This is a genomic window from Ottowia pentelensis (assembly GCF_964341695.1).
The window spans coordinates 215,218-239,583 of record NZ_OZ224513.1 but is presented as its reverse complement, the minus strand read 5'-3'; the positions used below and the strand labels follow the sequence as shown (position 1 = coordinate 239,583).

Sequence of the window (24,366 nt, the reverse complement as noted above, 5' to 3'; positions counted from 1 at the left end):
CTGCGCAAGCAGCTATCAATATAGAAGTATCGGCGTGAAGCTCTTTCAACGCACCCAGCGCTCGCTGTTCGGCGAGATCCTGGACTGGATGCTCACCCCGCTGCTGCTGCTGTGGCCCATCAGCCTGGCGCTGACCTGGCTGGTGGCGCAGAGCCTGGCCAACAAGCCCTTCGACCGCGCCCTGGTCGACAACACCCAGGCGCTGGCGCAGTACCTGAGCGTCGGGCCCGACCACCGCCTGCAGTTCGCCTTTCCGCAGGCCGCCGGCGAGCTGCTGCGCGCCGACGATGCCGACAACGTGTACTACCAGGTGCTGGGGCCCGGCGGCGCCTTCGTCTCGGGCGCGCGCGCGCTGCCGCACCCGCCCGGGGCGCCGGCGGCCGACGCCGGCGCCCCGGCCGCCGAGCCACAACTGCGCGACGCCGAATACCAGGGCGTGCCGGTGCGCGTGGCCGCGCTGTGGGTGCCGGTCGAAGGCCTGGCCGGCCCGGCGCTGGTGCAGGTGGCCGAGACGCGCGAAAAGCGCAGCGTGCTGGCCGCCGAGATCATCAAGGGCGTGATGCTGCCGCAGTTCGCCATCCTGCCGCTGGCGGTGCTGCTGGTGTGGCTGGCGCTGGTGCGCGGCATCCGGCCGCTGTCCGAGCTGGAGCGGCGCATCCGCGGGCGCCGCCCGGACGACTTGTCGCCGCTGGACGAAAGCGCCGTGCCGCAGGAAGTGGGCCCGCTGGTGGACTCGGTCAACGAGCTGCTGACGCGGCTGAAGGACTCCATCGCCACGCAAAAGCGCTTCCTGGCCGACGCCGCGCACCAGCTCAAGACCCCCCTGGCCGGACTGCGCATGCAGGCCGGCCTGGCCCAGCGCGCCGACGCCAGCGAGGCCGACCTGAAGCAGTCGCTGCAGCAGATCGGCCGCGCCAGCATGCGCGCCACGCACACCGTCAACCAGCTGCTGGCGCTGGCGCGCGCCGAAAGCGGCAGCACCGAACTGGCGCGCCAGCCCTGCGACCTGGCCGCCATCACGCGCGACGCCGTGCAGGAGGCGGTGCCGCGCGCGCTGCGCCAGCGCATCGACCTGGGCTACGACGGCCCGCTGCCCGGCACGCCCGGCACCGTGCTGACGGGCAACGCCACCCTGCTGCACGAGCTGGTGCGCAACCTGGTGGACAACGCCCTCAAGTACACCCCCAGCGAGCCGGCGCAGCCCGGCGTGGTGACGGTGCGCCTGCGCATCGGCAGCCTGCACGATGCGCGCGTGCTGCAGGTGGAGGACAACGGCCCCGGCATCCCCGCCGCCGAGCGCGCGCACGTCCTGCAGCCCTTCTACCGCGTGCTGGGCAGCGCGGTGGACGGCTCGGGCCTGGGCCTGTCGATCGTCGACGAGATCGCGCGCCAGCACCGCGCGACGGTCGCGGTCGACGACGCGCACCCGGGGCAGCAGCCGCCGGGCGCCCGCTTCACGGTGCGCTTTCCGTCGCCGGCCGATACAGGTTGAGCTGCAGGCGCTCGCGCTCGATGGCGCGCGCCACCGCCGGCACCTGGGCCGTGCGCTGCACGTGCGTCCACAGCAGCGCGCGCTGCGCCGGGTCGATGCCGGCCAAGCTGCCCCAGCGCGTCAGCGTCAGCGCGTAGGTGTCCAGCGGGCCGCAGTGCGCGCCACCCAGCCAGTCGTGGCCGCCCGCGTGCGCCGCGCGCACCCGCTCCTGCAATTCGTCCAGCAGCGCCGGGTACTGCGCGCGCGCATGGGCCTGGATGGCCTTCTGCGCCGCCTCGTCGTCGGTGAACTTGTGCGGCATGAAGATGTGGGTGAAGGTGGGGTGCACCGTGTTGTTCATCCAGGCCAGCGCCTCGACGAAGCGCGCGCGCGCCAGCGGCTCGCGCGGGATGAAGGCGTTTTCCGGGAACAGGCCGTCGATGTAGGTCACCAGCGCCAGGATCTGCGTGATGACCTGGCCCTCGTGCACCAGGGCAGGCACCTGGCCGCGCGGGTTGATGGCCCGGTACTCGGGGCTGTTTTGTTCATTCTTGTGCAGCTTGACCAGCATCGGCTCGAAGGTGGCGCCGGCCAGTTCGAGCATGGAATGCGGCACGAAGGAGCAGGCGCCGCTGGCGTAGTAGAGCTTGAGGGTCATGGCGAGATCCTGAAGGACGACGAAATGGACTGGGCAGCATACCGCGCACGCGCGGCGGGCTCAATCGGCGCGGGTTCATTCGCAGGGATGCAGCGGCCGGCCCGCCAGCGCCGGGCCCAGCGCCAGCACCTGGGCGCGCAGCGCGGCGTCGGCCTGCGGCAGGCGCAGCTGGTAGCTGGCGCTGTCGCGCCGCTCGGCCACCACGTGCGCGGTGCGCACGCCCTTGCGGCCCAGCTCGCCCAGCGCGCGCTGGGCGGCTTCTTCGGTCGAATAGCGCCCCAGGGAAATGCCGGGCTCGAAGGCCGCGCCGGGGCGGTCGGTGTCCACCCCCAGCTCGCGCAGCTCGGCGCGCTTGGCACGCACCGCGTCGGCGTCGGCCAGCTTGCCGATGTAGACCATCCAGCGACCCGACAACACGGTGCCGTCCAGGCGCCAGCTGCCAACCGGCAGGCCGGCGACGGCGTTGCGCAGCGCGCCGGCCTGCTGCTCGTCGAAGGGGCCGGCCTGCAGGCACGCCGCGGCCACGGCCACGGCCGGGGCGGGTGCCGGCTCCGGTGCCGTGGTCGGTGTCGGCACGGGCGCCGAGGCCGCCATGCCGGCATCCGGCGGCGGGCTGGGGCGGGCCGCCGGCTCGCTGCGGCGCGCGGGCGCAGCGGCGGGGGCGTCCTCGGCCAGCGCATGCAGCCGCAGCGCCTCGGCGTGCAGCGGCGCCGGGCGCGGCGCCTCGGCCGCGCCGCCGGCGGCGCTGCGCGACCACGCCCACAGGCCGGCGTTGGCCAGCAGCAGCAGCAGCACCAGGGCGCGCAGCATCAGCGCCCGCCCTCCGCGGGCCGCACGCTGACCTCGGCGCTGCTGATCTCGCGCCGGCCGGCCGCGGTGTCGACCTGCAGCGCGCCGCTCGGTCCCACGCCCAGGGCCAGGCCTTCGGTGCCGTCGGACAGGCGCACCGGGCGGCGCGCCAGCACGTCGCGCGCGTTGAAGCGCGCCGCCAGCGGCGCAAAGCCGTCCTGCTCGAAGCACCGCACGGCCTGCACCAGCGGCGCCAGCAGGCGCGCCAGCGCCGCCGGCGCATCCACGCCCGGCAGCAGCTCCTGCAACGCCGCGGGCGGGGTGGAGAAGCCCTCGCCCGGCCGCGGCGCGATGTTCAGGCCGACGCCGATCACCACCTGGCGCGTGGCCTGCGCGGGGGCGACGGCGGTTTCGACCAGGATGCCGGCCAGCTTGCGGTCTTGCCACCACAGGTCGTTGGGCCACTTCAGGCCGATGGCCGGGTGCAGGCTTTCGGCCACCGCCAGGCCGACGGCCAGCGACAGCCCCGACCAGTCGCGCGGCGCCAGCGGCAGGGCCAGCGAAAACGACAGCGCCGCCCCCGGCGCGCCGCTTTGCCAGGGCCGGCCCAGGCGGCCGCGCCCGGCGCTCTGCTGCTCGGCCACCAGCAGCGCCGGCGTGGTGGCGCCGGCGCGGGCGCGGCGCATCAGCTCGGTGTTGGTCGAATCGATGCGGGCGCACACCTCGACGGTGACACCGGGCAGCACCGCAGCCAAGCTGGCGCGCAGATCGGCCGCCGGCCAAATGAGCGCCAATGGTTCGTTCATGCCTTCCTGCGCTGGCCGGACTTGGCCTTGGCCTTGCGTGGCGCGCCCTCGGCCGTTTCGAGGTCGCTGGACAGCAGGGTGCCGCGACAGTTTCGGCTGCCGCAGCGGCAGGGGTAGTCGGCCTTGAGCTCGGGCGTGAGCGGCTCGTCGATCACCAGGCCGTAGTCGTAGTTCAGCTCGGTGCCGGCCGGGATGGCGCGGCGCGCCTTGATGAAGATGCGCCCGTCCTCCTCGTCGGCCACGCAGTTCGGCGAGCAGCTGTGGTTGATCCAGCGCGAGGCGTTTCCCCCGTGCAGCGCGTCGATCACGCGGTCTTCGTCGATGTGGAAGTAGAAGGTGTGGTTGGGATCCCGCGGATCGTGCGGGTGGCGCCGCTGCGCCTCGTCCCAGCTGATGATCTCGCCCACGTATTCGATGATGCGCGTGCCGCGCGGGATGTCCACCAGCGCGAACACGCCCTTGCCGTGCACGCCCGAGCGGCGCACCTGGATGCGGCGGCCCGTGCTGGATTGGGCCGGGGACGAAGCGGGAGATTTGTGGACCACGGGAAATTTGCTATGTTGAATTCATGCATGTGCGTGCGCAGGCGCGCGCGCGTGAGAGCATCGGATTCTAAAGAGCCCCATGAAGACACTGGTCATCGCTGAAAAACCCTCGGTCGCGCAGGACATCGTGCGCGCCCTCACGCCCGTCGCGGGCGCCTTCGACAAGCACGACGAGCATTTCGAGAACGCGCACTACATCGTCACCAGCGCCGTCGGCCACCTGGTCGAGATCCAGGCGCCCGAGCAGTACGACGTCAAGCGCGGCAAATGGAGCTTCGCCCACCTGCCGGTGATTCCGCCGCACTTCGACCTCAAGCCCGTGGACAAGACCAGGACGCGCCTGAACGCGGTGGTCGAGCAGGCGCGGCGCAAGGACGTGGACCGCCTGATCAACGCCTGCGACGCCGGGCGCGAGGGCGAGCTGATCTTTCGCCTGATCGAGCAGTACGCCTTCGGCGGCGATGAAGCCGCCGCTCCAGCCCGCGGAAAGGCGCAGCGCAAGCCGGTGCAGCGCCTGTGGCTGCAAAGCATGACGCCGCAGGCCATCCGCGACGGCTTCGAGCACCTGCGCAGCGACGCGCAGATGCGCGGCCTGCAGGACGCCGCGCGCAGCCGCAGCGAGGCCGACTGGCTGGTCGGCATCAACGGCACGCGCGCCATGACGGCCTTCAACTCGCAGGGCGGCGGCTTCTTCCTGACCACCGTCGGGCGCGTGCAGACGCCCACGCTGGCGGTGGTGGTGGAGCGCGAGGAGCAGATCCGCGCCCACGTGGCGCGCGACTACTGGGAGGTGCACGCCAGCTTCGGCGCCGAGGCCGGCAGCTACGTCGGCAAGTGGTTCGACGCCGCCTGGAAGAAAAACCCCGACGACGCCGAGCAGCGCGCCGACCGCCTGTGGCAGGCCGCGCAGGCGCAGGCCATTGCCGCCGCCGTGCAGGGCCAGCGCTGCCGCGTGCGCGAGGAAAGCAAGCCCAGCACCCAGGCCAGCCCGCTGCTGTTCGACCTGACCAGCCTGCAGCGCGAGGCCAACGGCCGCTTCGGCTATTCGGCCAAGACCACGCTGGCGCTGGCGCAAAGCCTGTACGAGCGCCACAAGGCGCTGACCTACCCGCGCACCGACTCGCGCCACCTGCCCGAGGACTACCTGGCGGTGGCCAAGAAGACCTTCGAGATGCTGGCCGGCGGCCACCAGGGCCACCTGGCGCCGCACGCGCGCAAGGCGCTGGAGGCGGGCTACGTGCGCGCCAGCAAGCGCATCTTCGACAACAGCAAGGTGTCGGACCACTTCGCCATCATCCCCACGTTGCAGGAGCCCGGCAGCCTGTCCGAGGCCGAGCGGCGCCTGTACGACCTGGTGGTGCGCCGCTTCATGGCGGTGTTCTATCCCAGCGCCGAATATCAGGTCACGACCCGCGTCACCACGGCCACGCACGAGGGCAAGGACTACGACTTTCAGAGCAACGGCAAGGTGCTGGTGCAGCCCGGCTGGCTGGCCATCTACGGCAAGGAGGCGGACGACGAGGTCGAGAAAAAGGAGGGCGACAGCGGCAAGTCGCTGGTGGCCGTGCGCCCCGGCGAGCGGGTGCAGCACGAATCGACCGAGATCAAGGCCCTGCGCACGCGCCCGCCGGCACGCTACAGCGAAGCCACCCTGCTGGGCGCCATGGAAGGCGCCGGCAAGACCATCGACGACGACGAGCTGCGCGAGGCCATGCAGGAAAAGGGCCTGGGCACGCCCGCCACGCGCGCGGCCATCATCGAGGGCCTGATCGGCGAGAAATACCTGCTGCGCGAGGGCCGCGAGCTGATCCCCACCGCCAAGGCGTTCCAGCTGATGACGCTGCTGCGCGGGCTGCAGGTCGAGGAACTCAGCAAGCCCGAACTGACCGGCGAGTGGGAATACAAGCTGGCGCAGATGGAAAAGGGCCAGCTCAGTCGCGAGGCCTTCATGCGCGAGATCGCCGCCATGACCGAGCGCATCGTCCAGAAGGCCAAGGAGTTCGACCGCGACAGCGTGCCGGGCGACTACGCCACCTTGCACACGCCCTGCCCGCACTGCGGCGGCGTGGTGAAGGAAAACTACCGCCGCTATGCCTGCGTCGGCCGGTCGGACGACGCTTCACTTTCCGGGGTCGACGGCGCCGCCGAAGGCTGCGGCTTTTCCTTCACCAAGACGCCGGGCGGGCGCACCTTCTCGACCGAGGAGGCCGAAACGTTCCTGCGCGAGCGCCGCATCGGCCCGCTGGACGGCTTTCGCAGCAAGGCCGGCTGGCCCTTCAGCGCCGAGCTGACCCTGGTGCCCGACGAGGCGACGGGCATCCCCAAGCTCGAGTTCGACTTCGGCGACGACGCCAAGGCCGAGCAGACGGGCGAGATCGTCGACCTGTCGGCGGTCGAGAACCTGGGGCCGTGCCCCAAGTGCGGCGGCGCCGTCAAGGCCTTCGGCAAGAGCTACGTGTGCGAGCGCAGCGTGCCCACCGCGCAGCAGCCGGTGCCCAGCTGCGACTTCAAGAGCGGCCAGGTCATCCTGCAGCAGCCGGTGGAGCCGGCGCAGATGAGAAAGCTGCTGCAGGACGGCAAGACCGACGTGCTGGACAAGTTCGTCAGCATGCGCACGCGCCGCCCCTTCAAGGCCCGCCTGGCCTGGAACGCCGAGGAGGGCAAGGTCGGCTTCGAGTTCGAGCCGCGCGAAGGCGGCCGCAAATACCCGCCGCGCAAGACCGCGGCCGCCGCCGCCGCTGCCAAAACTACAAAATCAGGAGCTGCCGGCGCTCGATCCACGGGCGCTGCAGCCCCAAAAACCTCAAAAACCGCGGCCACCGCCAAGAAAGCCGCCACGCCCGTCAAAAAGACCGCCAAGGCCCCGCGCGCCGGCACGCTCAAGCCCAGCGCCGCCCTGCAGGCCGTCATCGGCGCCGGCCCCTTCGGCCGCGGCGAGGTGATGAAGAAGCTGTGGGACTACATCAAGGCCCACCAACTGCAAGACCCGCAGGACAAGCGCAGCATCCGCGCCGACGACAAGCTGAGGCCCGTCTTCGGCGCCGACAGCGTCGGCATGTTCAAGCTGGCGGGCATCGTGGGCCAGCATCTGTCCTGATCCGGGCTGCGCCATGCCGACGTCGCCCATCCACCGCCGCCCCCGCATCGGCCTGGCCCTGGGCAGCGGCTCGGCACGCGGCTGGGCGCACATCGGGGTGCTGCGGGCGCTGCTGGAGGCCGGCATCAAGCCCGACGTGGTGTGCGGCGCCTCGGTGGGCGCCATCGTGGGCGCGGCCTATGCCACGGGGCAGCTCGACCGCTTCGAGGACTGGGTGCGCGGCATGGACCGGCGCGCCGTGATGTCGCTCATGGACTTCAACCTGAGCGGCGGCATGCTCAAGGGCGGGCGGCTGGTGGCCACCTTGCGCGAGCACTTCGACGCCCAGCCGATCGAGGCGCTGGCCATGCCCTTTGCCGCCGTCGCCACGGCGCTGCACACCGGCGACGAGGTGTGGCTGCGCAGCGGCTCGGTGACCGACGCGGTGCGCGCCTCGTTCGCGCTGCCGGGCCTGTTCACGCCGGTGTGGCAGGACGGGCGCCTGCTGGCCGACGGCGGCCTGGTCAACCCGGTGCCGGTGACGCTGGCGCGCGCGCTGGGTGCCGACTGGGTGATCGCGGTCGATCTGAACCACGACAAGCTGGCACGCTACTTTCACGACACGCCGGCGTCGGCGCCCGAACCCGAGCCGCCCGAGGCATCGGCCGGCTGGATGCAGTCGCTGCAGCAGGGCCTGGGCGCGCTGTGGCCGCTGGGCAAGGACGCGCCGGCGCCCGACGCCGAGCCGCCGCTGCCCTCGCTGCTGAGCGTGGTGAGCGACAGCATCAACGTGATGCAGGTGCGCATCACGCGCAGCCGCATGGCGGGCGATCCGCCCGAGGCGGTGGTGGCGCCACGCCTGGCGCACATGGCGCTGCTGGACTTTCACCGTGCGGCCGAGGCCATCGACGCCGGCCGCGCCGCCACGCGCGAAATCCTGCCGCAGCTGGCCGAGCTGGGCCTGATCAGCCCGCCCGCCGCGCCCGCGCCGCCCGCGCCGAATCCGCCTTCAGCCTGAGCGCGGCGCGACGCCGTCCATGGCAAAGCGCCGCGGCACCGCCAGCAGCACCGCCGCCATGAAGACGGCGGCCACGGCCATGCCGACGTACAGCTCGCTGGTGGCGGCCGCCAGCGCGGCCTTCAGCCAACTCTGCACCGCGGCGGGCGCGGCGCCGCCCTGCAGCAGCGCCAGCACCGAGTCGACGCCGGCCGGCAGCTCGCCGCGCAGCGCCGGCGGCGCCTGCGCCAGCCGCTGGCCCATGGCGTGGTTGAACAGGGCGCCGAACACCGCCGCGCCCAGGCTTTGCCCCAGGTAGCGCGCGAACATGTTGCCGCCGGTGACCACGCCGCGCTGCTGCCAGCCCACCACCGACTGCGCGCCCACCAGCAGCGCGGTGGACAGCAGGCCGAAGCCGGCGCCCAGCACCAGCTGGTCGAGCACCACCGCCCACACCGGCTGCGGCTGCGGCAGGGCGCGAAAGCCCAGCGCCGCCGCCAGCGCCAGCGCGGCGCCCAGCAAGGCCGTGTCGCGATAGCCGATGCGCAGGTACAGCCGCGCCGACAGCGCCGAGGCCGCGGGCCAGCCCAGGCTCAGGCTGGCCAGCACCAGGCCGGCGGCAATGGCGCCCAGGCCCTGCACCGACTGCAACAGGGTGGGCAGATAGATGCTGGGCGCCATCATGGCCAGGCCCATGGCGATCATCACGAGGTTGGAGCCGGCCAGCGCGCGGTCGCGCCACAGCCAGCCGGGCATCACCGGCTCGGCGGCGCGCCCTTCCACCCACACCAGCGCCGCCAAGGCCGCGGCGGCGGTGGCCAGCAGCGCCAGCGAGGGCGCCGAGCCCCAGGCCCAGGCCTGTCCGCCCTCCAGCAGCGCCACGATCAGCGCGCCCAGCGCCAGCAGCACCAGGGCGGCGCCGGCCCAGTCGATGCGCGGGCGGCGCAGCTGGCGCCGCTCGTGCAGAAAGCGCCCGATCAGGCCCAGCGCCAGCACGCCGATCGGCAGGTTGACCAGAAAAATCCAGTGCCAGCTGGCGTACTGGGCAAAGGCGCCGCCCAGCAGCGGCCCGGCAATGGCCGCCATGCCCCACATGCTGGACAGCCAGCCCTGCACGGCGCCGCGCTCTTCCACCGCATACAAATCGCCCGCCAGCGTGTTGACGGTGGCCATCACCGCGCCCGCGCCCAGGCCCTGCAGGCCGCGAAACACGATCAGCGCATGCATGCTCCACGCCAGCGAGCAGGCCGCCGAGCCGGCCAAAAAAATGAGGGCGCCGCCGATCAGCACCGGCTTGCGGCCCAGCAGGTCGGCCAGCTTGCCGTAGATCGGGATGGTCACGGTCTGCGCCAGCACGTAGATCGAGAACACCCAGCTCACCAGGGCCAGGCCGCCCAGATCGCCCACGATCTGCGGGATGGCGGTGGCCACGATGTTGGTGTCCATGGCGGCCAGCAGCATCATGGCCATCAGGCCGGCCAGCACCCAGCGGCGCTGGCGCGCGTCGGGCGCGGCGGGGGCCGGCGCCGCGGCGACGGTCATGACTCGGCGGCGTCCGCAACCGACTGCACGGTGGTCAGCGCCAGGCACAGGTCCTGCCAGGCCTTGGCCTTGTCGGGCAGGGCGCGCAGCAGGTAGGCCGGGTGGTAGGTCACGATCACCGGCACGCCCTGGTAGTGGTGCACGCGCCCGCGCAGGCGGCCGATGGGCTCGCTGGTGTTCAGCAGCGCCTGCACGGCAAAGCGCCCCATGGCCAGGATGATGCGCGGGCGCACCAGTGCCACCTGGCGGCGCAGGTAGGGCTCGCACTGCGCCATTTCGTCCGGCAGCGGGTTGCGGTTGCCCGGCGGGCGGCACTTGATGACGTTGGCGATGTAGACGCCGTGCTTCAAGCCATTTTGGCCTCCAGCGCCCACTGGATAAGCGCTGTCAGCTTCCGCTTTGATAGCATCATCGATGGTGCGCGACAGGCCGATGGCGGCCAGCATGTTGTCCAGCAGCTTGCCGGCCGGGCCGACGAAGGGCTCGCCCAGGCGGTCCTCGGTCTCGCCCGGCGCCTCGCCCACCACCATCCAGTCGGCCGTGCGGCTGCCGACGCCGAACACCGCCTGCGTGCGGCCCACGCACAGCCCGCAGGCGCGGCAGCCGGCCACGGCGGCCTGCAGCGCGTCCCAGTCCATGGCCTCGATGCCGGCGGGACGCGGGCTGGGCACGAAGTCGCCGGCGGGCGCGGGCGCTGCGGCTGGTGCAGCGGGGGCGGGCGGCGTGGCGCGCACGCGCGGCGGTGGCGATGCGGCCGGGGCCATGGGCGTCGCAGGCTGCACGGGCGGCACCGCCTCGGCCGCCACTGCCGCCACCCGTTCGGCCGGCGGCGTGGGCGCCCTGGGCTGCGGTGCCCACAGCCGCACGCCCATTTCCGCGAGCATCGCCCGCTGGCGCGCATCCAGATCCAAAGTCATCATGCCCCCACGCTCCCCCGCTTCGCGTGGTGCGCTGCCCCCCGAGGGGGCGTTCGCGCCTTCGGGCGGCCGGGCGGCGCTCACGCCGCACCCCCATCCGCCAGCCGCAGGTTCATCACCACCGCATCCTCGCGCTGGCCGCGGCCGGCGGGGTAATAGGCCTTGCGCAGGCCGACCTGGGCAAAGCCGTGCTGGCGGTAGATGTGCTGAGCGCGCACATTGCTGGCGCGCACCTCCAGCCACAGCCATTCGGCCTGCTGCCAGCGCGACCACAGCGCCAGCGCGTCCAGCATGGCGCGCGCCCAGCCCTGGTGCTGGTAGGCCGGCGCGACGGTGATGTTGAGCAGGTGCACCTCGCGGTAGCCGGCCATGGCGACGAAGTAGCCCGCCAGCTCGTCACCGACCCACAGGCACTGCGCCAGGTAGCCGGCGGCAACGCTGTCGCTGAAGTTGCCGCGCGACCAGGGGTGGCTGTAGACGGCCTGCTCGATGGTCTGCACCGCGTCCAGTTGCGCGGCCGACAGCGGCTCGAAGCGCGCCGCACCCGGCGGACGGGGCAGCGCGTCGGCGAGGGGCGGGGTGGGCAGGGCGCTCATGATCGCTCGCCTGACGTCAGCGCGCGGCCGCCGCGGCGCGCTCGGCGGTGGTTTGCGCCACCTTGTCGCGCACGTACAGCGGCAGCGCCTGCTCGGCCGGCACCGCACGGCCGGCGGCCAGCAGCGCCGGCGCCAGGCCCAGCAGGGCGTGCGCGCTGGGCGCGGCGGCGTGTTGCGGCAGCGCCCGCAGCGCGGCCGGCAGGCGTGCGCCGTAGGCCGCGAAGGCGTTGCCGGCCAGCACCCAGGGCGCCGCCGGCCCGGCCGGCAGGGCCAGGGCCTCGGGCGCGCCCACCTGGGCCTCGCCCAAAGCCGTCCAGCCGGCGCCGGCCGTCCAGGCCCAGGGCTGGGCATAGACCTGGTCCATGCGCGCGTCCAGCAGCGCCAGCACGGACGTGCCGCCGTGGGCGGCGCGCGCGTCCTCGGCCACGGCCAGCAGGGTGTCGACCGGCAGCACCGGCACGGCGGCGCCGAAGGCCAGGCCCTGCGCCACGGCGCAGGCGGTGCGCAGGCCGGTGAACGAGCCCGGCCCGCGCCCGAAGGCGATGGCGTCCAGCTCGGCCAGCGCGAGGCCCGCCTCGTGCAGCAGGCGCAGCACGATGGGAATCAGCGTGCTGGAGGCCTGCGCGCCGCCGGCGCCCGTGTGCAGCCACTGCCGCTCGCCGCGCTGCACGCCGATGGACAACTGCTCGGTGCTGGTGTCGAAGGCCAACAGCTTCATGAGGCGGCCTCCTGCAACGCGTGGTCGCCCCGCGTGGCGGCCGGCGCCGTCACGCCCAGCAGGATGCCGGCCGTCACCAGCACCAGCCCGGCGACCAGGTTCCAGCCCAGCGGCTCACCCAGCAGCGCCACCGCGCCCAGCGCCGACAGGCCGGGCACCAGGGCGGTCAGCATGGTGGTGCGCACCGGCCCGAAGCACCGGATCATGACGACGAAGGTGATGCCGGCCAGCACCACCAGGCCCAGGCCCTGGAACAGCGCCTGCGCGATGACTTCGCTCCACGGCGCCTGGTGCAGCCGCGAAGGCAGCCAGCCCAGCGCCGTGCCCAGCACGAAGAAGGGCACGTAGCACAGCGCGCCGAAGGCCGTGATGGCGATAGTGGCGCGCACCGCGTCGAACGCGAAGCGCCGCGCCAGCACGCCGTACATCGACCAGCAGAAAGCCGCGCTGACAAAGATCAGGTCGCCCTTCCACACTTCGCCGCCCGTCAAGGCCGTGCGCAGGCTGGCGCCGCCCACCACCAGGCCGCCGCCGGCAATGCAGCCCAGCGCCAGCAGCCGCGCGCGCGTCAGCCGCTCGCCCAGGATCGGCACCGCCAGAAAGCCCGCCCACAGCGGCAGGCTGCCGGGCATCAGCACCGAGGCGTGCGCGGCCGGCGCGTAGAAAAAGCCCGCATAGCACAGCACCGAATACAGCAGGCCGCCGAACAGCCCGGCCCAAGCGGTTTGCCTGAATGGCAGGGGCGACAGCCCCCACAGCGAGGCGCTGCCATGCGCCGGCCCGCCGCGCCGCGTGAGCCACAGCGCCCAGGGCACGGTGACCACGGCCGCGCCCCCCAGGCGCACCAGCGCCAGGTCGAAGGGCAGCAGGGTGTGGGAGACCGAGGCCCGGCCGACGATGATGAAGCCGGTCCACAAGGCCACCGTGACGACGGCCGCCAGGGTGCCGGTCGCGCGCGGTGACAGGGGCATGGGGCGATTATCGCCCTGCGCCCCTCGGCGCGGCGCTACCCCGGCCCCACGTTGCCGTCGCCAAAGCGGATGTTGGTCTCGACCGGCGCGTCGGGGTCGTAGGGCGGCGGGTTGCGCGGGCCCGGGCGCGGCGCGGCGCGCACCGGCGCGGGCGGCTGGCCGGCGGCGGGCGCCACGCGGGTGCAGGTGACGGCCTCGGGGATGCCGGCGTAGCTCAGGCGCACCAGGCGCTGGTCCACGCCCAGGCCGAAGTCGGCCGTGAGGGTGGCATCGCCGTAAATCAACGCGTCGGCCTGCTGCGATGGCCGCCGCTCCAGCACGGCGTGGCCGCGCTGGCCGTCCAGCAGGGCCATGTCCTCGTACAGCCGCGCCTCGAAGCCGAGGCCCTGGGGGCATTGGTAGGCCAGGCGCGGCGCGTCGCGCAGGGCGGCGCAGCCGGCCAATGCGCCGAACACTATCAAATAAATAGCTACCTGCGCTTGGTGCGCAAGCGCCACAGACCGATTTGGCTTGAAACCGCTGCGCACGCCGCGCCTACTTGGGCCACAGCGCCCACAGCTGGAGCGGCTGCTTCATGCGCCCGGCCAGCTCGCCCGCCTCGGCACCCCAGCCGGCAAAGTAGTCGGCGCGCACGGCGCCGCGGATGGCGCTGCCGGTGTCCTGCGCCAGCACCAGGCGCTGCAGCTTGGCCACCGGCCCGCTGGAGACCAGCCACACCGGCGTGCCGTAAGGGATGCTTTGCGGATCGACGGCGATCGAGCGCCCGGGCGTCAGCGCCACGCCTTGCGCGCCCTTGGGGCCGAACTGCTCGTCCAGCGGCGTGAGCGGCTCTTCGCGGAAGAACACCACGCGCGGGTTGCTCCACAGAAAGTCCTGCACGCGCTCGGGGTGCTCGGCCAGCCAGGCCTTGATGCCGGGCCAGGTGGCGTCCTGGATGGCGCCCTGACTCAGCAGCCAGCTGCCGGGGCTGCGATAGGGCTGGTTGTTGGTGCCGGCAAAGGCCAGGCGCACCAGGCGCTGGCTGCCGTCGGGCTCGGTCACGCGCACCCGGCCCGAACCCTGGATCTGCAGGATCATGGCGTCCACCGGGTCGGCCAGCCAGGCGATCTCGCTGCCGGCCAGCTGGGCGCGCACCTCGGGGCGGGTGTCGATGTCGCGCCGCGTGTACCAGGTCTGGCGCGCGTTCAGGCCGGGCGGCGGGGCGAAGATGGGCACCTGGAAGGCGCCGCCGGGCTGGCGCGCGGCCTCGTACACGGGCTCGAAATAGCTGGTCAGCAGGCCATCCGTGACGCTGCCGTTCAGCGGCTCGACGCGGTAGGGCTGCAGGCGCTGGCGCATCCACTGGCGCTGCTCCTCGGGCGTGGCCAGCGACAGGCGCCGCACCTCGCTGCACAGGGCCTTGAAGGCGGCCGGCGGGCGCTCGCAGCTTTTCAGCCAGGCGTTCCAGGCCTCGTAGGTGGCGTCCTGGTCGAAGCCCGGCAGGTCGGCCCAGCGCACCGGCACCCAGCGGCTGCCCGGGCGCTGCAGCGCCGGCCCGGTGGGCACGCTGTCGGGCGTGGCGGTGAGTGGCGGCAGGGGCGACTCGGCGCCTGCGGCCGGCACGCTGGGCGCCGGCGGCTTGAGCGCGCAGCTGGCCAGCGTTCCTACAATGGCGGCCATTGCCAAAACACGGACTCCCCGCGACATGACGATCCTGATTCTCGAAGCACTGGGCGTGCTGGTGCTGTTTTTGCTGATGATCTGGTGGACCATGTTTTCGGGACGCAAGAAGGGCGAGTTGCCGCCCAGTGAATCGTCGGAACAGCGGGACGAAGGCCCCAAGGGTCCGCCAGCCTGAACGACTCAGGGCGCGCGGCGCCGAGTCGATGGACTGGCTCGCGCCATTATGGTTCCAAGCTCGGCCTGCACGGCGCGGGGCGGTGCAGGCCCGCGCGCGCACCACATCGGTGCAGCGGGGTGATCGGTGGTCACGTCGCTGGCGTTTCGCACCAAGTTCGATTTTCATAGCGTCCAGCCCTTTTCCATCAAGCGCTGCGGCGCTTCCACCTTCATTCATTCTTCCTCTTCGGCGCGCTTGGCACGCTAGTTGCTGAGCTCTGCTTGCAAGCACGGCACCCGCCGTGGCTTCCAAGCGGTTCGGGGACAGGCCCCGGGGAGAAGATGGTGACTCGATCCAGACTGGTGATGGTGGGCAACGGCATGGCGGGCGTGCGCACGCTGGAAGAGCTGCTGAAGATCGCGCCCGATCGCTACGACATCACGGTGTTCGGCGCCGAGCCGCACCCCAACTACAACCGCATCCTGCTGTCGCCGGTGCTGGCGGGCGAGCAGCAGCTGTCGCAGATCGTGCTGAACGACTGGAGCTGGTATCGCGAGCACGGCATCCAGCTCCACGCCGGCTGCACGGTGACCGCGGTCGACCGGCGCCGGCGCCTGGTGCGCGGCGTGACGGCCGCCGGCCAGGCCATCGAGGCCGGCTACGACCGCCTGATCCTGGCCACGGGCTCCAAGCCCTTCATGCTGCCGATCGCCGGCAGCGAGCTGCAGGGCGTGCTGGCCTACCGCGACATCGCCGACACCGAGGCCATGATCGATGCGGCGGCGAAGTACCAGCACGCCGTGGTCATCGGCGGGGGGCTGCTGGGCCTGGAGGCCGCCAACGGCCTGATGAAACGCGGCATGCAGGTCACCGTGGTGCATGGGGCAGAGTGGCTGATGGAGCGCCAGCTCGACCGCGTGGCCGGGCAGATGCTGCAAAAGGCACTGAGCGAGCGCGGCATGCGGTTTTTGATGCAGGCGCAGACCCAGGAGCTGCTGGGCAACGAGGCCGACCGGGTGCGGGCCGTGCGCTTCAAGGACGGCAGCGAGGTCCCCGCCGACCTGGTGGTGATGGCCGTGGGCATACGCCCCAACACGGCCCTGGCCGAGTCCATGCACCTGCATGTGAACCGCGGCATCGTCGTGGGCGACACGCTGCAGACCACCACCGACGCGCGCATCTACGCCGTGGGCGAATGCGCGGCGCACCGGGGCATCGCCTACGGCCTGGTGGCGCCGCTGTTCGAGCAGGGCAAGGTATTGGCGAATCACCTGGCGGAGTTCGGCATCGGCCGCTACCCCGGCTCGCAGACCTCCACCAAGCTCAAGGTCACGGGCATAGACCTGTTCTCGGCCGGCGATTTCATGGGTGGCCCGGACACCGAGGAAATCCTGCTCAGCGACCCCGCCAGCGGCCAGTACAAGAAGCTGGTGCTGAAGGACGACAAGCTGGTCGGCGCCTGCCTGTACGGCAACACCGTGGACGGCAGCTGGTACTTCAAGCTGCTGCGCGATGCGCGGCCGGTGAGCGACATCCGCGCCACGCTGATGTTCGGCGAGAGCAACATCGGCGAGGGCGGCCACGCCGGCCAGAGCCAGGCCGCCGCCATGCCCGACACGGCCGAGGTCTGCGGCTGCAACGGCGTGAGCAAGGGCGCGATCTGCAAGGCCATCAAGGACAAGGGCCTGTTCACGCTGGACGAGGTGCGCAGGCACACCAAGGCCAGCGCCAGCTGCGGCTCCTGCACCGGCCTGGTGGAGCAGATCCTGATGGCCACGGTGGGCGGCGCCTACGCCGCCACGCCCAAGACCAAACCGGTCTGCGCCTGCACCGACCACGGCCACCAGGCCCTGCGCGACGCGATCCGCACGCACCATCTGCTGTCCAAGGAGGCGGTGTTCGCCTTCATGGAATGGAAGACGCCCGACGGCTGCCCCAGCTGCCGCCCGGCCGTCAACTACTACCTGCTGAGCACCTGGCCCAAAGAGGCGCAGGACGACCCGCAAAGCCGCGCCATCAACGAGCGCAGCCACGCCAACATCCAGAAGGATGGCACCTACAGCGTGATCCCGCGCATGTGGGGCGGCGAGACCACGGCCGATGAGCTGCGCCGCATTGCCGACGTGGTGGACAAGTACCAGATTCCCACGGTGAAGGTGACGGGCGGCCAGCGCATAGACCTGCTGGGCGTGAAGAAGGAAGACCTGCAGAACGTCTGGAACGACATCGGCATGCCCAGTGGCCACGCCTATGCCAAGGCGCTGCGCACCGTGAAGACCTGTGTGGGCAGCGAATGGTGCCGCATGGGCACGCAGGACAGCACGCAAATGGGCAAGGATTTGGAGCGCGCCTTTGTCGGCATGCATGCACCGCACAAGCTCAAGTTCGCCGTCAGCGGCTGCCCGCGCAACTGCGCCGAGAGCGGCATCAAGGACGTGGGCGTGATCGGCGTCGATTCGGGCTGGGAGATGTATATCGCCGGCAACGGCGGCATCAAGACCGAGGTGGCGCAGTTCTTCACCAAGGTGAAGACCGCCGCCGAGGTGCTGGAGTACACGGGCGCCTTCATGCAGCTGTACCGCGAGGAGGGCTGGTACCTGGAGCGCACGGTGCACTACGTGGCGCGCGTGGGCCTGGACCACGTGAAGAAGAAGGTGCTGGACGACGCCGCCAACCGCCAGGCCCTGTGGGCGCGGCTGCAGCAGGCGCTGGCCGGCGAGCCCGATCCGTGGTTCGAGGGCGAACGGGCGCGCGTGGATGCGCGCCAGTTCATCCCGATCGTGCCGCAGGCCGCGCCATTCGATGCCCAATCGACCTGCAGCCGGCCAGCGGCAAGCGCCATCAGCTCTTGAAAGAATAGCAATGACCGAATGGACCGCCATCTGCTTCGTGCACGACATCCCCGCCCTGGGCGCGCGCCGCGTGCGCCGCGCCCGCGGCCTGGACGTGGCCATCTTCCGCAACGGCGCGGGCGAGCTGTTCGCCCTGCTCGACCGCTGCCCGCACCAGGGCGGCCCGCTGTCGCAGGGCCTGGTGTTCGGCCGCAGCGTGGCCTGCCCGCTGCACGGCTGGACGATCGAGCTGGCCGACGGCCAGGCCGCCGCGCCCGACACCGGCTGCACGCCGCGCTTCGCGCTCAAGGTCGACGCCGGCATCGTGTACCTCAGCACGCAGGAGCTGGCCAGCCACGCGCTCGACCTGCCGGCGCCGGTGGCCGGCCCCTGCCGGCGCCGCCATGCCCTGGCCTGAATCCCGCTCCGTCCCCTGAACCCAGCCGAAAGCCCAAGATGTCCTACCTCAGCCCAACAGAGTTCGTCACCAAGATGGTGGATACCGGCGAAGCCAAGATCCACATGTCCACGCGCGACACCCTGATCCGCGCCTACATGGCCGGCGCCATCCTGGCGCTGGCGGCGGTGTTCGCCGTCACCGCCTCGGTGATGAGCGGCTCGGCCCTGATCGGCGCGCTGCTGTTTCCGGTGGGGGTGTGCATGCTCTACCTGCTGGGCTTCGACCTGCTGACCGGCGTGTTCATGCTGACGCCGCTGGCCTGGTTGGACAAGCGACCGGGCGCCAGCATCAAAGGCATCCTGCGCAACTGGGGCCTGGTGTTCGTCGGCAACTTTCTGGGCGCGCTCACCGTGGCGGCGATGATGGCCTTCATCTTCACCTATGGCTTTTCGGTGCCGCCCAACGAGATCGGCCAGAAGATCGGCCACATCGGCGAGGCGCGCACCCTGGGCTACGCCAAGTACGGGCTGATGGGCTGGCTGACCATCTTCTTGCGCGGCGTGCTGTGCAACTGGATGGTGTCGACCGGGGTCGTCGGCGCCATGATCTCCACCACCGTCAGCGGCAAGGTCATCGCCATGTGGATGCCCATCATGCTGTTCTTCGCCATGGGCTTCGAGCACTCGGTGGTCAACATGTTTTTGTTTCCCTCGGGCCTGATGATGGGCGGCAACTTCTCCATCCTGGACTACTTCATCTGGAACGAAATCCCGGTGGTGCTGGGCAACCTGGTGGGCGGCATCGCCTTCACCGGCCTGACGCTGTACACCACGCACGCCCGCACCGCGCCGGCGCGCACGCTGGCCTGAGTCTGGTCATGAGCATCGGCGCCTACATCAAGCAGATCGGCCGCGGCGCGCGCGGCGCCAGGGGGCTCACGCGCGCCCAGGCGTCCGACCTGCTGGGCCAGGTGCTGGACGGGCGGGCCGGCGAGCTGGAGGTGGGCGCCTTCTGCGTCGCCATGCGCATCAAGGGCGAGACGGCCGAGGAGATGTGCGGCTTCGTCGACGCGGCGCAGGCGCGCGTGGCCCGCTTTCCGGCGGGCGCCGACGGCCGGCCGCTGATCGTGCTGCCCAGCTACAACGGCGCGCGCAAGCTGCCGGTGCTGACCCCCCTGCTGGCCCTGCTGCTGGCGCGCGCCGGCGAGAGCGTGCTGCTGCACGGCATGCGCACCGAGGCCGGCCGGGTTGTGTCGTCCGATGTGCTGGCAGCGCTTGATCTGCCTGCGCTGGCAGCCATCAAACCGATAGCATCGGGCAAAGTCGCCCATGTCGCCACGCCGCTGCTGCACCCCGGCCTGGCGCGCCTGCTGGCCACGCGCGAAACCCTGGGCCTGCGCAACCCCGGCCACAGCGTTGTCAAGCTGCTCACCCCCTGCGCCGGCCCGGCGCTGCTGGTGACCAACTACACGCACCCCGCGTACTTCGACACCCTGTGCGCCAGCTGCGCCACCCTGGGCCTGGACGCGCTGCTGTCGCGCGGGCTGGAGGGCGAACCGGCCGCCAACCCGCGCCGCGCGTCGCGCCTGGACGCCTTTGTCGCCGGCGCGCACCAGCTGCTGGACGAGCAGCAGCCCGGCACGGCCGCCGAGGTGCCCGGCCTGCCCGCCGCCATCGACGCGACCGCCACGGCCGACTACACGCGCCGGGTGCTGGCCGGCGAGCTGCCGGTGCCGGCGGCCCTGCAGCGCCAGGTCGATCGCATCGTCGAGTTGAGCGCGCGCATCACGGCGAGGACACCGTCATGACCCGCAGCCTTGGCAGCTGCACCCTGGTCGGCGCCGGCCCGGGCGACCCCGAGCTGCTCACGCTCAAGGCGCTGAAGGCCATCCAGGCCGCCACCGTGCTGCTGGTCGACGACCTGGTGAGCGCGGCCATCGTGGCCCTGGCGCCGGCCGCCGCGCGCGTGGTGCCGGTGGGCAAGCGCGGCGGCTGCCGCAGCACGCCGCAGGCCTTCATCCACCGGCTGATGGTGCGGGCCGTGCGCGCCGGCGAGCACGTGGTGCGACTGAAGGGGGGCGATCCCTTCATCTTCGGCCGCGGCGGCGAGGAGGTGGAGCACCTGCGCGCCGCCGGCATCGCCGTCACGGTGGTCAACGGCATCACCGCCGGCCTGGCCGGCATGACGGGTCTGGGCGCACCGCTCACGCACCGCGAGCATGCGCATGGCGTGCTGTTCGTCACCGGCCACAACCACCCGGGCGAGGCGGCCACCGACTGGCGCCAGCTGGCCGCCACCGCGCGCGACGCGCGCCTGACCCTGGTCATCTACATGGGCGTGGCCGGCTGCGCCGACATCCAGCAGGGCCTGCTGCAAGGCCTGCCCGCGCACACGCCGGCGGTGGTGATCCAGCACGTCAGCCTGCCCCGGCAGCGCCACGTGCGCACCACGCTGGGCCGCCTGCAGGGCAGCATCGAACGCGAAGGCCTGGGCAGCCCGGCGGTGATCGTGGTCGGCGACGTGGTGCGCGGCGTGGCAGCGAGCAATTTATGGGTCGAAACAGCCTGCGGCCGTTGCTGAACAAGCGCGGGCAGCTTTTATTTTTATAGCTTTGCGCGAACGACGGCTGCGCCCCAACCCTCACCCCGCCACCAGCTCGTACGCCGTGCTGCGCCCGCCCCCCTCCAGCTTGCGCAGCACGCCCAGCGCCATCAGTTCGTTGATGTCGCGCAGCGCCGTGTCGGGCGAGGACTTGGTCATGGCCGCCCACTTGCTGCTGCTCAGCTTGCCCTCGAAACCGTCGAACCAGCGGTTCAGCATCTGCGTCTGGCGCGGGTTCATCGGCGTGCCGGCCCAACGCTGCCAGAAGCGCGCCTTGGCCAGCACCGCATCCAGGCCATCGTGCGCGCTCGCCACCGCGCGCTCCAGCGCGGCCAGGAACCAGGTCAGCCAGGGCGTCACGTCCAGCGCGTCGGCGCGCGTCACCGTCTGGGTGCGCTCCAGAATCTCGTAATAGGCCTTGCGCTCGCGCTGAATCTGCGCCGACAGGCTGTAGTAGCGCTGCGGCGCCATGCCGTCGGCGCGCGCCAGCAGCAGGTCGCCCACCGCGCGGGCGATGCGCCCGTTGCCGTCGTCGAACGGATGCAGCGTGACCAGCCACAGGTGCGCCAGCCCGGCCTTGATCAGCCCCGGCTCGCCGGTCGGCGCGTTCACCCAGGCCAGAAAGTTGTCCATCTCTTGCGCCAGCCGCGTGGCCGGCGGCGCCACGAAGTGCACGCGCTGGCGCTGCACCGGGCCGGAAACCACTTCCATCGGCCCCGCCGCATCGTCGCGCCAGGCCCCCACGCAGATGCGCGCGACCCCGCTGTACCCGGTGGGAAACAGCGCCGCATGCCAGCCGAACAACCGCTCCGCGCTCAAAGGCGCGTCGCAGCGGCCCGTGGCGTCCAGCACCATCGCCACCACGCCCTCCACATGCCGATCCACCGGCGCCAGCGCGCCGATGTCCACCCCCAGCCGCCGCGCGATCGACGAACGGACGGATGCCACCGGCAACGCCTCGCCCTCGATCGCACTGGTCTTGACCACGTCCTCGGTCAGCGCCGCCAGACTGGCCTGGCCTTGGGCGGCCAGCCCCACATCGGCCAAGCGCCCCGCCAGCAAGCCCTGCGCGCGACTCACGCACTCCAGCGCGGGCCAGTCGGTGAGTTGCCAGAGGTAGATTTTTTCACCGCGTGACATGCGGAGATTGTGGAATTTAATCGCCGCAACCACAACGAGCCGCGCACCGGCTTATGCCCTACGATTGCGCTCGCAACCATACCCGATTGGATTGACCTGTTTCCCTATGGCATGATCTCAACGCAAGAGCACCGATCTGTCACATCTCCTCGTGGTCATACAAACCATTGGCTTTAGCCCACGCGAGCCACTCCACCTCTTCGCTCTCCAGAATTTCCAGCTCGCAATCTATGGCCAGGCGCTCTGGAAACAAAATCAAGTTATCGCAAGACCATCGCGCTGATGGCGCGATCAGGCCATCACACCCCAAATACTCCACCGCAGCCCCGATCTGCTGAGTTCGCAGCAAACCAACCTCTTTGTATTGCTCCCTGGGCACGCCCAAGCTCGCGATGTCAGCCTGAATGAGCTTCAACGTACGCCGTGAAGAAACCTGCAAGCGGTGAACTGTTACCGGCTTCGTCGGAACTGGGGTCATTCGCGCGTAGTGAAAGGAAATCTCGGCCAGCGATCCTTCTCTCTGCTGGCTGGTGTACAGCACGGGAGCGGCTCGCGGAACCATCCATCGCCCGCCGTTGGTCGAAGCAGCGACAGGCGACAGGTTCTGCCTCGTTGCCCTGAAAACAACGCCATCAAAGGGCACTGGCTTAAAGGCCGCCAGTGCCTCCAGCAAATCAGGATCATGCTGCACGATGCAATCTCTGTCTTATAGGTAAACCCCATCGAGCAGTCGATCCACTACGGCAAGTACATCGTCTACCTGTCCCTGCTGAATCAGTTCAGCCGGCACTCTTCCTTCGAGGACGCGCTGGCGCGATAGCAACCACATGCGTGCGTCCCGGGGTTCGTAGACGTCCGCCAGTTTGTCTACGATGTACTCCAGCTCCAGCAGTTGTTTTTCAGTTGCCGCATGCGGCAATGTCTTCCCGGTGCTCCACCGGGACACCGTCTCCGGCCTGACATTCAAGATATTGGCTATGTCAGCCGAACGCATAGCTCCCTTGTCATGAATCGATTCAAGCCGACGCGCGATGGCATTGGCACCCATTGCGACTCCTCAAGAAGTTGAAGAAGTTGAGAATTAGCCATTCCCGACACGGGCGATCCGTGTCTTGGGATGGCTTGCGAACGACTTTTCCCGGCGTTCTTTGGCATAAGGCCCCAAAGTCGTTCTCAGCGTGTTGAGCCCCTTCGCCTTGACCTGCATCTTCTTGAGCAGATCCTCTGGGAGAGACATCTGTTTGGCAATCATGGCCACATCACTGGCAGGGCGGATGTGATCCTCCAAAAACCACGAGGGCCGAAGCGTTTCTGGGATTTGGCCCAGTGCGGCCACCTGCTGGCTGCGCTGATGCAAAAAATGCCGCTCCGGCATCGCACACATGTCCTCGACCCCACGCGGGCAACAGTGCGCATCATGACACCCGAATCTGGCGCGCGCCTTTCCGCCACCAGCCTCAAAAAAACGCTCCGCGTCGTCGCGAGGAAGCGACATGTCGATCTGGGGGATATAGACACGCACCTTTGGGCTAAATCCTCGGCCACTGGGCGGCTTGCGCCAGTTGCTCACCTCCAGCCGCTCGCTCAGAGTAATCCCATGAGCGATACCCCCTACCCCACCAAATGCCATCAGCGACAGGCCTGGTATACCGCCAACATGGTCAGCAACGATGGGCACACCCAACGCTTGAAAATCTGTAGCGGCATCGCAATAACGAACAATCTGGGTTGCATTGCTGTCCGCTCCGCAACCCGCCACGTTCAGCCACAAACCTTGCACATTGGCGGCCCGCAGCCATTCGATCACCGCTAAGCGTTTGGCTGGCGTGCGAAAGATCTCGTACGAAATGGTCAAGGGATACAGAACTTCGATGGCTCCGCCCCCATTGCGGTCAAGCGCGTCCCGCAGGTTGCTCGCGAGCGCGATGTCAATAGGCAACCATGGCGATTCAACCTCAGTGATCAGATGTGTTGGTGCCAGCACCTGAGAGAACCCATTATCCATAGCAAAGGCAGCAAGGCCTTCAGCGCACTGTCTTTGCGCAAACGCTGTCTGAAAGTCCTGCACCGTATGGGGCCGATCCTTGGCCCACGGCAAGTCTTTCATCGATGAACGATACCCACCCGGCGTCGCCATGGCAGCGGTCATTGGGTCAAGAACCACATCAATCCGCCTCTCCTGCGCCAGCGTCAGCAACTCCTTTTGGTGTTTGACCAGCTTGGCTTCCAGAACGACCCCTGTGAACTGGATGTGTCGTGTTGCGATGAAACTCTGTAGCTCAGGGCTACCCACGCGGGCAACACGGATGTAAAGACCTAGGGGATCGGGAGCTGAACGTACGAGGCGCAGATTGGGGGTCATGGCAATGGACTCCAAAGTGTTGGGGAGATTATCTTTTTAACAGCCATTTGTCAAGTCTTATTTATTGACATTTCAATTGACTCGAACCCAACCATGCGAAAAATTGCTGTCCACATCAAATGGCTCC

General features: G+C 70.3%; 24 protein-coding genes. 9 read left to right on the top strand and 15 right to left on the bottom strand.

Annotated elements, in window-relative coordinates:
* Window positions 1-34: 34 nt before the first annotated feature.
* On the top strand, window positions 35-1,492 hold the full coding sequence (locus ACWHMB_RS01145; RefSeq protein WP_447648414.1) for a sensor histidine kinase N-terminal domain-containing protein: 1,458 nt from the start codon (window positions 35-37) through the stop codon (window positions 1,490-1,492).
* Here ACWHMB_RS01145 and ACWHMB_RS01140 read toward each other — a convergent pair.
* The 4 genes from ACWHMB_RS01140 to ACWHMB_RS01125 all read right to left on the bottom strand — a co-directional run bounded on the left by ACWHMB_RS01140 (window position 1,455) and on the right by ACWHMB_RS01125 (window position 4,269).
* Window positions 1,455-2,129 (bottom strand): glutathione S-transferase family protein, encoded by a 675-nt coding sequence (locus ACWHMB_RS01140; RefSeq protein ID WP_377484759.1) that lies wholly within the window; start codon window positions 2,127-2,129, stop codon window positions 1,455-1,457. The genes ACWHMB_RS01145 and ACWHMB_RS01140 overlap by 38 nt on opposite strands.
* Window positions 2,130-2,204: 75 nt before the next feature.
* The gene (locus ACWHMB_RS01135; protein ID WP_377484761.1) at window positions 2,205-2,939 is read right to left on the bottom strand and encodes an SPOR domain-containing protein; all 735 of its coding nucleotides are present in this window, start codon (window positions 2,937-2,939) and stop codon (window positions 2,205-2,207) included.
* A complete protein-coding gene (locus tag ACWHMB_RS01130) occupies window positions 2,939-3,724 on the bottom strand; it encodes a biotin--[acetyl-CoA-carboxylase] ligase (RefSeq protein ID WP_377484763.1) in 786 nt (261 codons plus the stop codon). The genes ACWHMB_RS01135 and ACWHMB_RS01130 overlap by 1 nt, the downstream gene beginning before the upstream one ends.
* Window positions 3,721-4,269 carry an SET domain-containing protein gene (locus tag ACWHMB_RS01125; protein WP_377484765.1) on the bottom strand — a complete coding sequence of 183 codons (549 nt, stop codon included), beginning with the start codon at window positions 4,267-4,269 and terminating at the stop codon, window positions 3,721-3,723. Before ACWHMB_RS01125 ends, ACWHMB_RS01130 begins: the two co-directional genes overlap by 4 nt.
* 79 nt (window positions 4,270-4,348) lie before the next feature.
* On the opposite strand from ACWHMB_RS01125, the gene ACWHMB_RS01120 reads away from it, so the two are divergent.
* Together ACWHMB_RS01120 and rssA are read left to right on the top strand one after the other, a co-directional pair.
* Window positions 4,349-7,366 carry a DNA topoisomerase III gene (locus tag ACWHMB_RS01120; protein WP_447648413.1) on the top strand — a complete coding sequence of 1,006 codons (3,018 nt, stop codon included), beginning with the start codon at window positions 4,349-4,351 and terminating at the stop codon, window positions 7,364-7,366.
* Between the two features lie 13 nt (window positions 7,367-7,379).
* Entirely contained in the window at window positions 7,380-8,363 is a 984-nt protein-coding gene (gene rssA, locus ACWHMB_RS01115; protein WP_293225347.1) for a patatin-like phospholipase RssA, read from the top strand.
* Here rssA and ACWHMB_RS01110 read toward each other — a convergent pair.
* The 7 genes from ACWHMB_RS01110 to mltA form a co-directional block, all read right to left on the bottom strand.
* Complete coding sequence (locus ACWHMB_RS01110) at window positions 8,355-9,884, bottom strand: MFS transporter (protein ID WP_293225349.1); 1,530 nt, start codon at window positions 9,882-9,884, stop codon at window positions 8,355-8,357. The two genes, rssA and ACWHMB_RS01110, sit on opposite strands and share 9 nt — an antisense overlap.
* Window positions 9,881-10,801 (bottom strand): uracil-DNA glycosylase, encoded by a 921-nt coding sequence (locus ACWHMB_RS01105; RefSeq protein WP_293225352.1) that lies wholly within the window; start codon window positions 10,799-10,801, stop codon window positions 9,881-9,883. The genes ACWHMB_RS01110 and ACWHMB_RS01105 overlap by 4 nt, the downstream gene beginning before the upstream one ends.
* Window positions 10,802-10,881: 80 nt before the next feature.
* Window positions 10,882-11,397: a ribosomal protein S18-alanine N-acetyltransferase gene (rimI, locus tag ACWHMB_RS01100; RefSeq protein ID WP_377484769.1), complete on the bottom strand. Its 516-nt coding sequence runs from the start codon at window positions 11,395-11,397 to the stop codon at window positions 10,882-10,884.
* A gap of 16 nt (window positions 11,398-11,413) precedes the next feature.
* Window positions 11,414-12,115, bottom strand: coding sequence for a tRNA (adenosine(37)-N6)-threonylcarbamoyltransferase complex dimerization subunit type 1 TsaB (tsaB, locus tag ACWHMB_RS01095; RefSeq protein WP_377484771.1), 702 nt, complete (start codon window positions 12,113-12,115; stop codon window positions 11,414-11,416).
* Window positions 12,112-13,086: a DMT family transporter gene (locus tag ACWHMB_RS01090; RefSeq protein ID WP_377484772.1), complete on the bottom strand. Its 975-nt coding sequence runs from the start codon at window positions 13,084-13,086 to the stop codon at window positions 12,112-12,114. Before ACWHMB_RS01090 ends, tsaB begins: the two co-directional genes overlap by 4 nt.
* Before the next feature lie 35 nt (window positions 13,087-13,121).
* A complete protein-coding gene (locus ACWHMB_RS01085) occupies window positions 13,122-13,541 on the bottom strand; it encodes a hypothetical protein (RefSeq protein ID WP_447648412.1) in 420 nt (139 codons plus the stop codon).
* A 79-nt stretch (window positions 13,542-13,620) separates the two neighbouring features.
* On the bottom strand, window positions 13,621-14,838 hold the full coding sequence (mltA, locus tag ACWHMB_RS01080; RefSeq protein ID WP_377484774.1) for a murein transglycosylase A: 1,218 nt from the start codon (window positions 14,836-14,838) through the stop codon (window positions 13,621-13,623).
* On the opposite strand from mltA, the gene ACWHMB_RS01075 reads away from it, so the two are divergent.
* From ACWHMB_RS01075 to cobA, 6 genes are all read left to right on the top strand, one after another.
* The gene (locus ACWHMB_RS01075; protein ID WP_377484776.1) at window positions 14,771-14,923 is read left to right on the top strand and encodes a hypothetical protein; all 153 of its coding nucleotides are present in this window, start codon (window positions 14,771-14,773) and stop codon (window positions 14,921-14,923) included. The two genes, mltA and ACWHMB_RS01075, sit on opposite strands and share 68 nt — an antisense overlap.
* A gap of 323 nt (window positions 14,924-15,246) precedes the next feature.
* Window positions 15,247-17,757, top strand: a complete 2,511-nt coding sequence (gene nirB, locus ACWHMB_RS01070; RefSeq protein WP_447648411.1) for a nitrite reductase large subunit NirB — start codon at window positions 15,247-15,249, stop codon at window positions 17,755-17,757.
* A gap of 10 nt (window positions 17,758-17,767) precedes the next feature.
* A complete protein-coding gene (locus tag ACWHMB_RS01065) occupies window positions 17,768-18,154 on the top strand; it encodes a Rieske 2Fe-2S domain-containing protein (protein ID WP_377484780.1) in 387 nt (128 codons plus the stop codon).
* A 38-nt stretch (window positions 18,155-18,192) separates the two neighbouring features.
* Window positions 18,193-19,005, top strand: coding sequence for a formate/nitrite transporter family protein (locus ACWHMB_RS01060; RefSeq protein ID WP_377484782.1), 813 nt, complete (start codon window positions 18,193-18,195; stop codon window positions 19,003-19,005).
* An 8-nt stretch (window positions 19,006-19,013) separates the two neighbouring features.
* Window positions 19,014-19,943 carry a DNA-binding protein YbiB gene (gene ybiB / locus ACWHMB_RS01055; RefSeq protein ID WP_447648410.1) on the top strand — a complete coding sequence of 310 codons (930 nt, stop codon included), beginning with the start codon at window positions 19,014-19,016 and terminating at the stop codon, window positions 19,941-19,943.
* A complete protein-coding gene (cobA, locus tag ACWHMB_RS01050) occupies window positions 19,940-20,716 on the top strand; it encodes a uroporphyrinogen-III C-methyltransferase (RefSeq protein ID WP_377484785.1) in 777 nt (258 codons plus the stop codon). The genes ybiB and cobA overlap by 4 nt, the downstream gene beginning before the upstream one ends.
* 60 nt (window positions 20,717-20,776) lie before the next feature.
* Here the strand turns inward: cobA and ACWHMB_RS01045 are convergent, their stop codons facing one another.
* The 4 genes from ACWHMB_RS01045 to ACWHMB_RS01030 form a co-directional block, all read right to left on the bottom strand.
* Window positions 20,777-21,877, bottom strand: a complete 1,101-nt coding sequence (locus tag ACWHMB_RS01045; protein ID WP_293224072.1) for a Fic family protein — start codon at window positions 21,875-21,877, stop codon at window positions 20,777-20,779.
* Window positions 21,878-22,016: 139 nt separating this feature from the next.
* A complete protein-coding gene (locus tag ACWHMB_RS01040) occupies window positions 22,017-22,568 on the bottom strand; it encodes an RES family NAD+ phosphorylase (protein ID WP_293224074.1) in 552 nt (183 codons plus the stop codon).
* A 15-nt stretch (window positions 22,569-22,583) separates the two neighbouring features.
* A complete protein-coding gene (locus ACWHMB_RS01035) occupies window positions 22,584-22,925 on the bottom strand; it encodes an antitoxin Xre/MbcA/ParS toxin-binding domain-containing protein (RefSeq protein WP_293224076.1) in 342 nt (113 codons plus the stop codon).
* Between the two features lie 33 nt (window positions 22,926-22,958).
* On the bottom strand, window positions 22,959-24,239 hold the full coding sequence (locus ACWHMB_RS01030) for a hypothetical protein (protein WP_377484788.1): 1,281 nt from the start codon (window positions 24,237-24,239) through the stop codon (window positions 22,959-22,961).
* Window positions 24,240-24,366 lie beyond the last annotated feature (127 nt).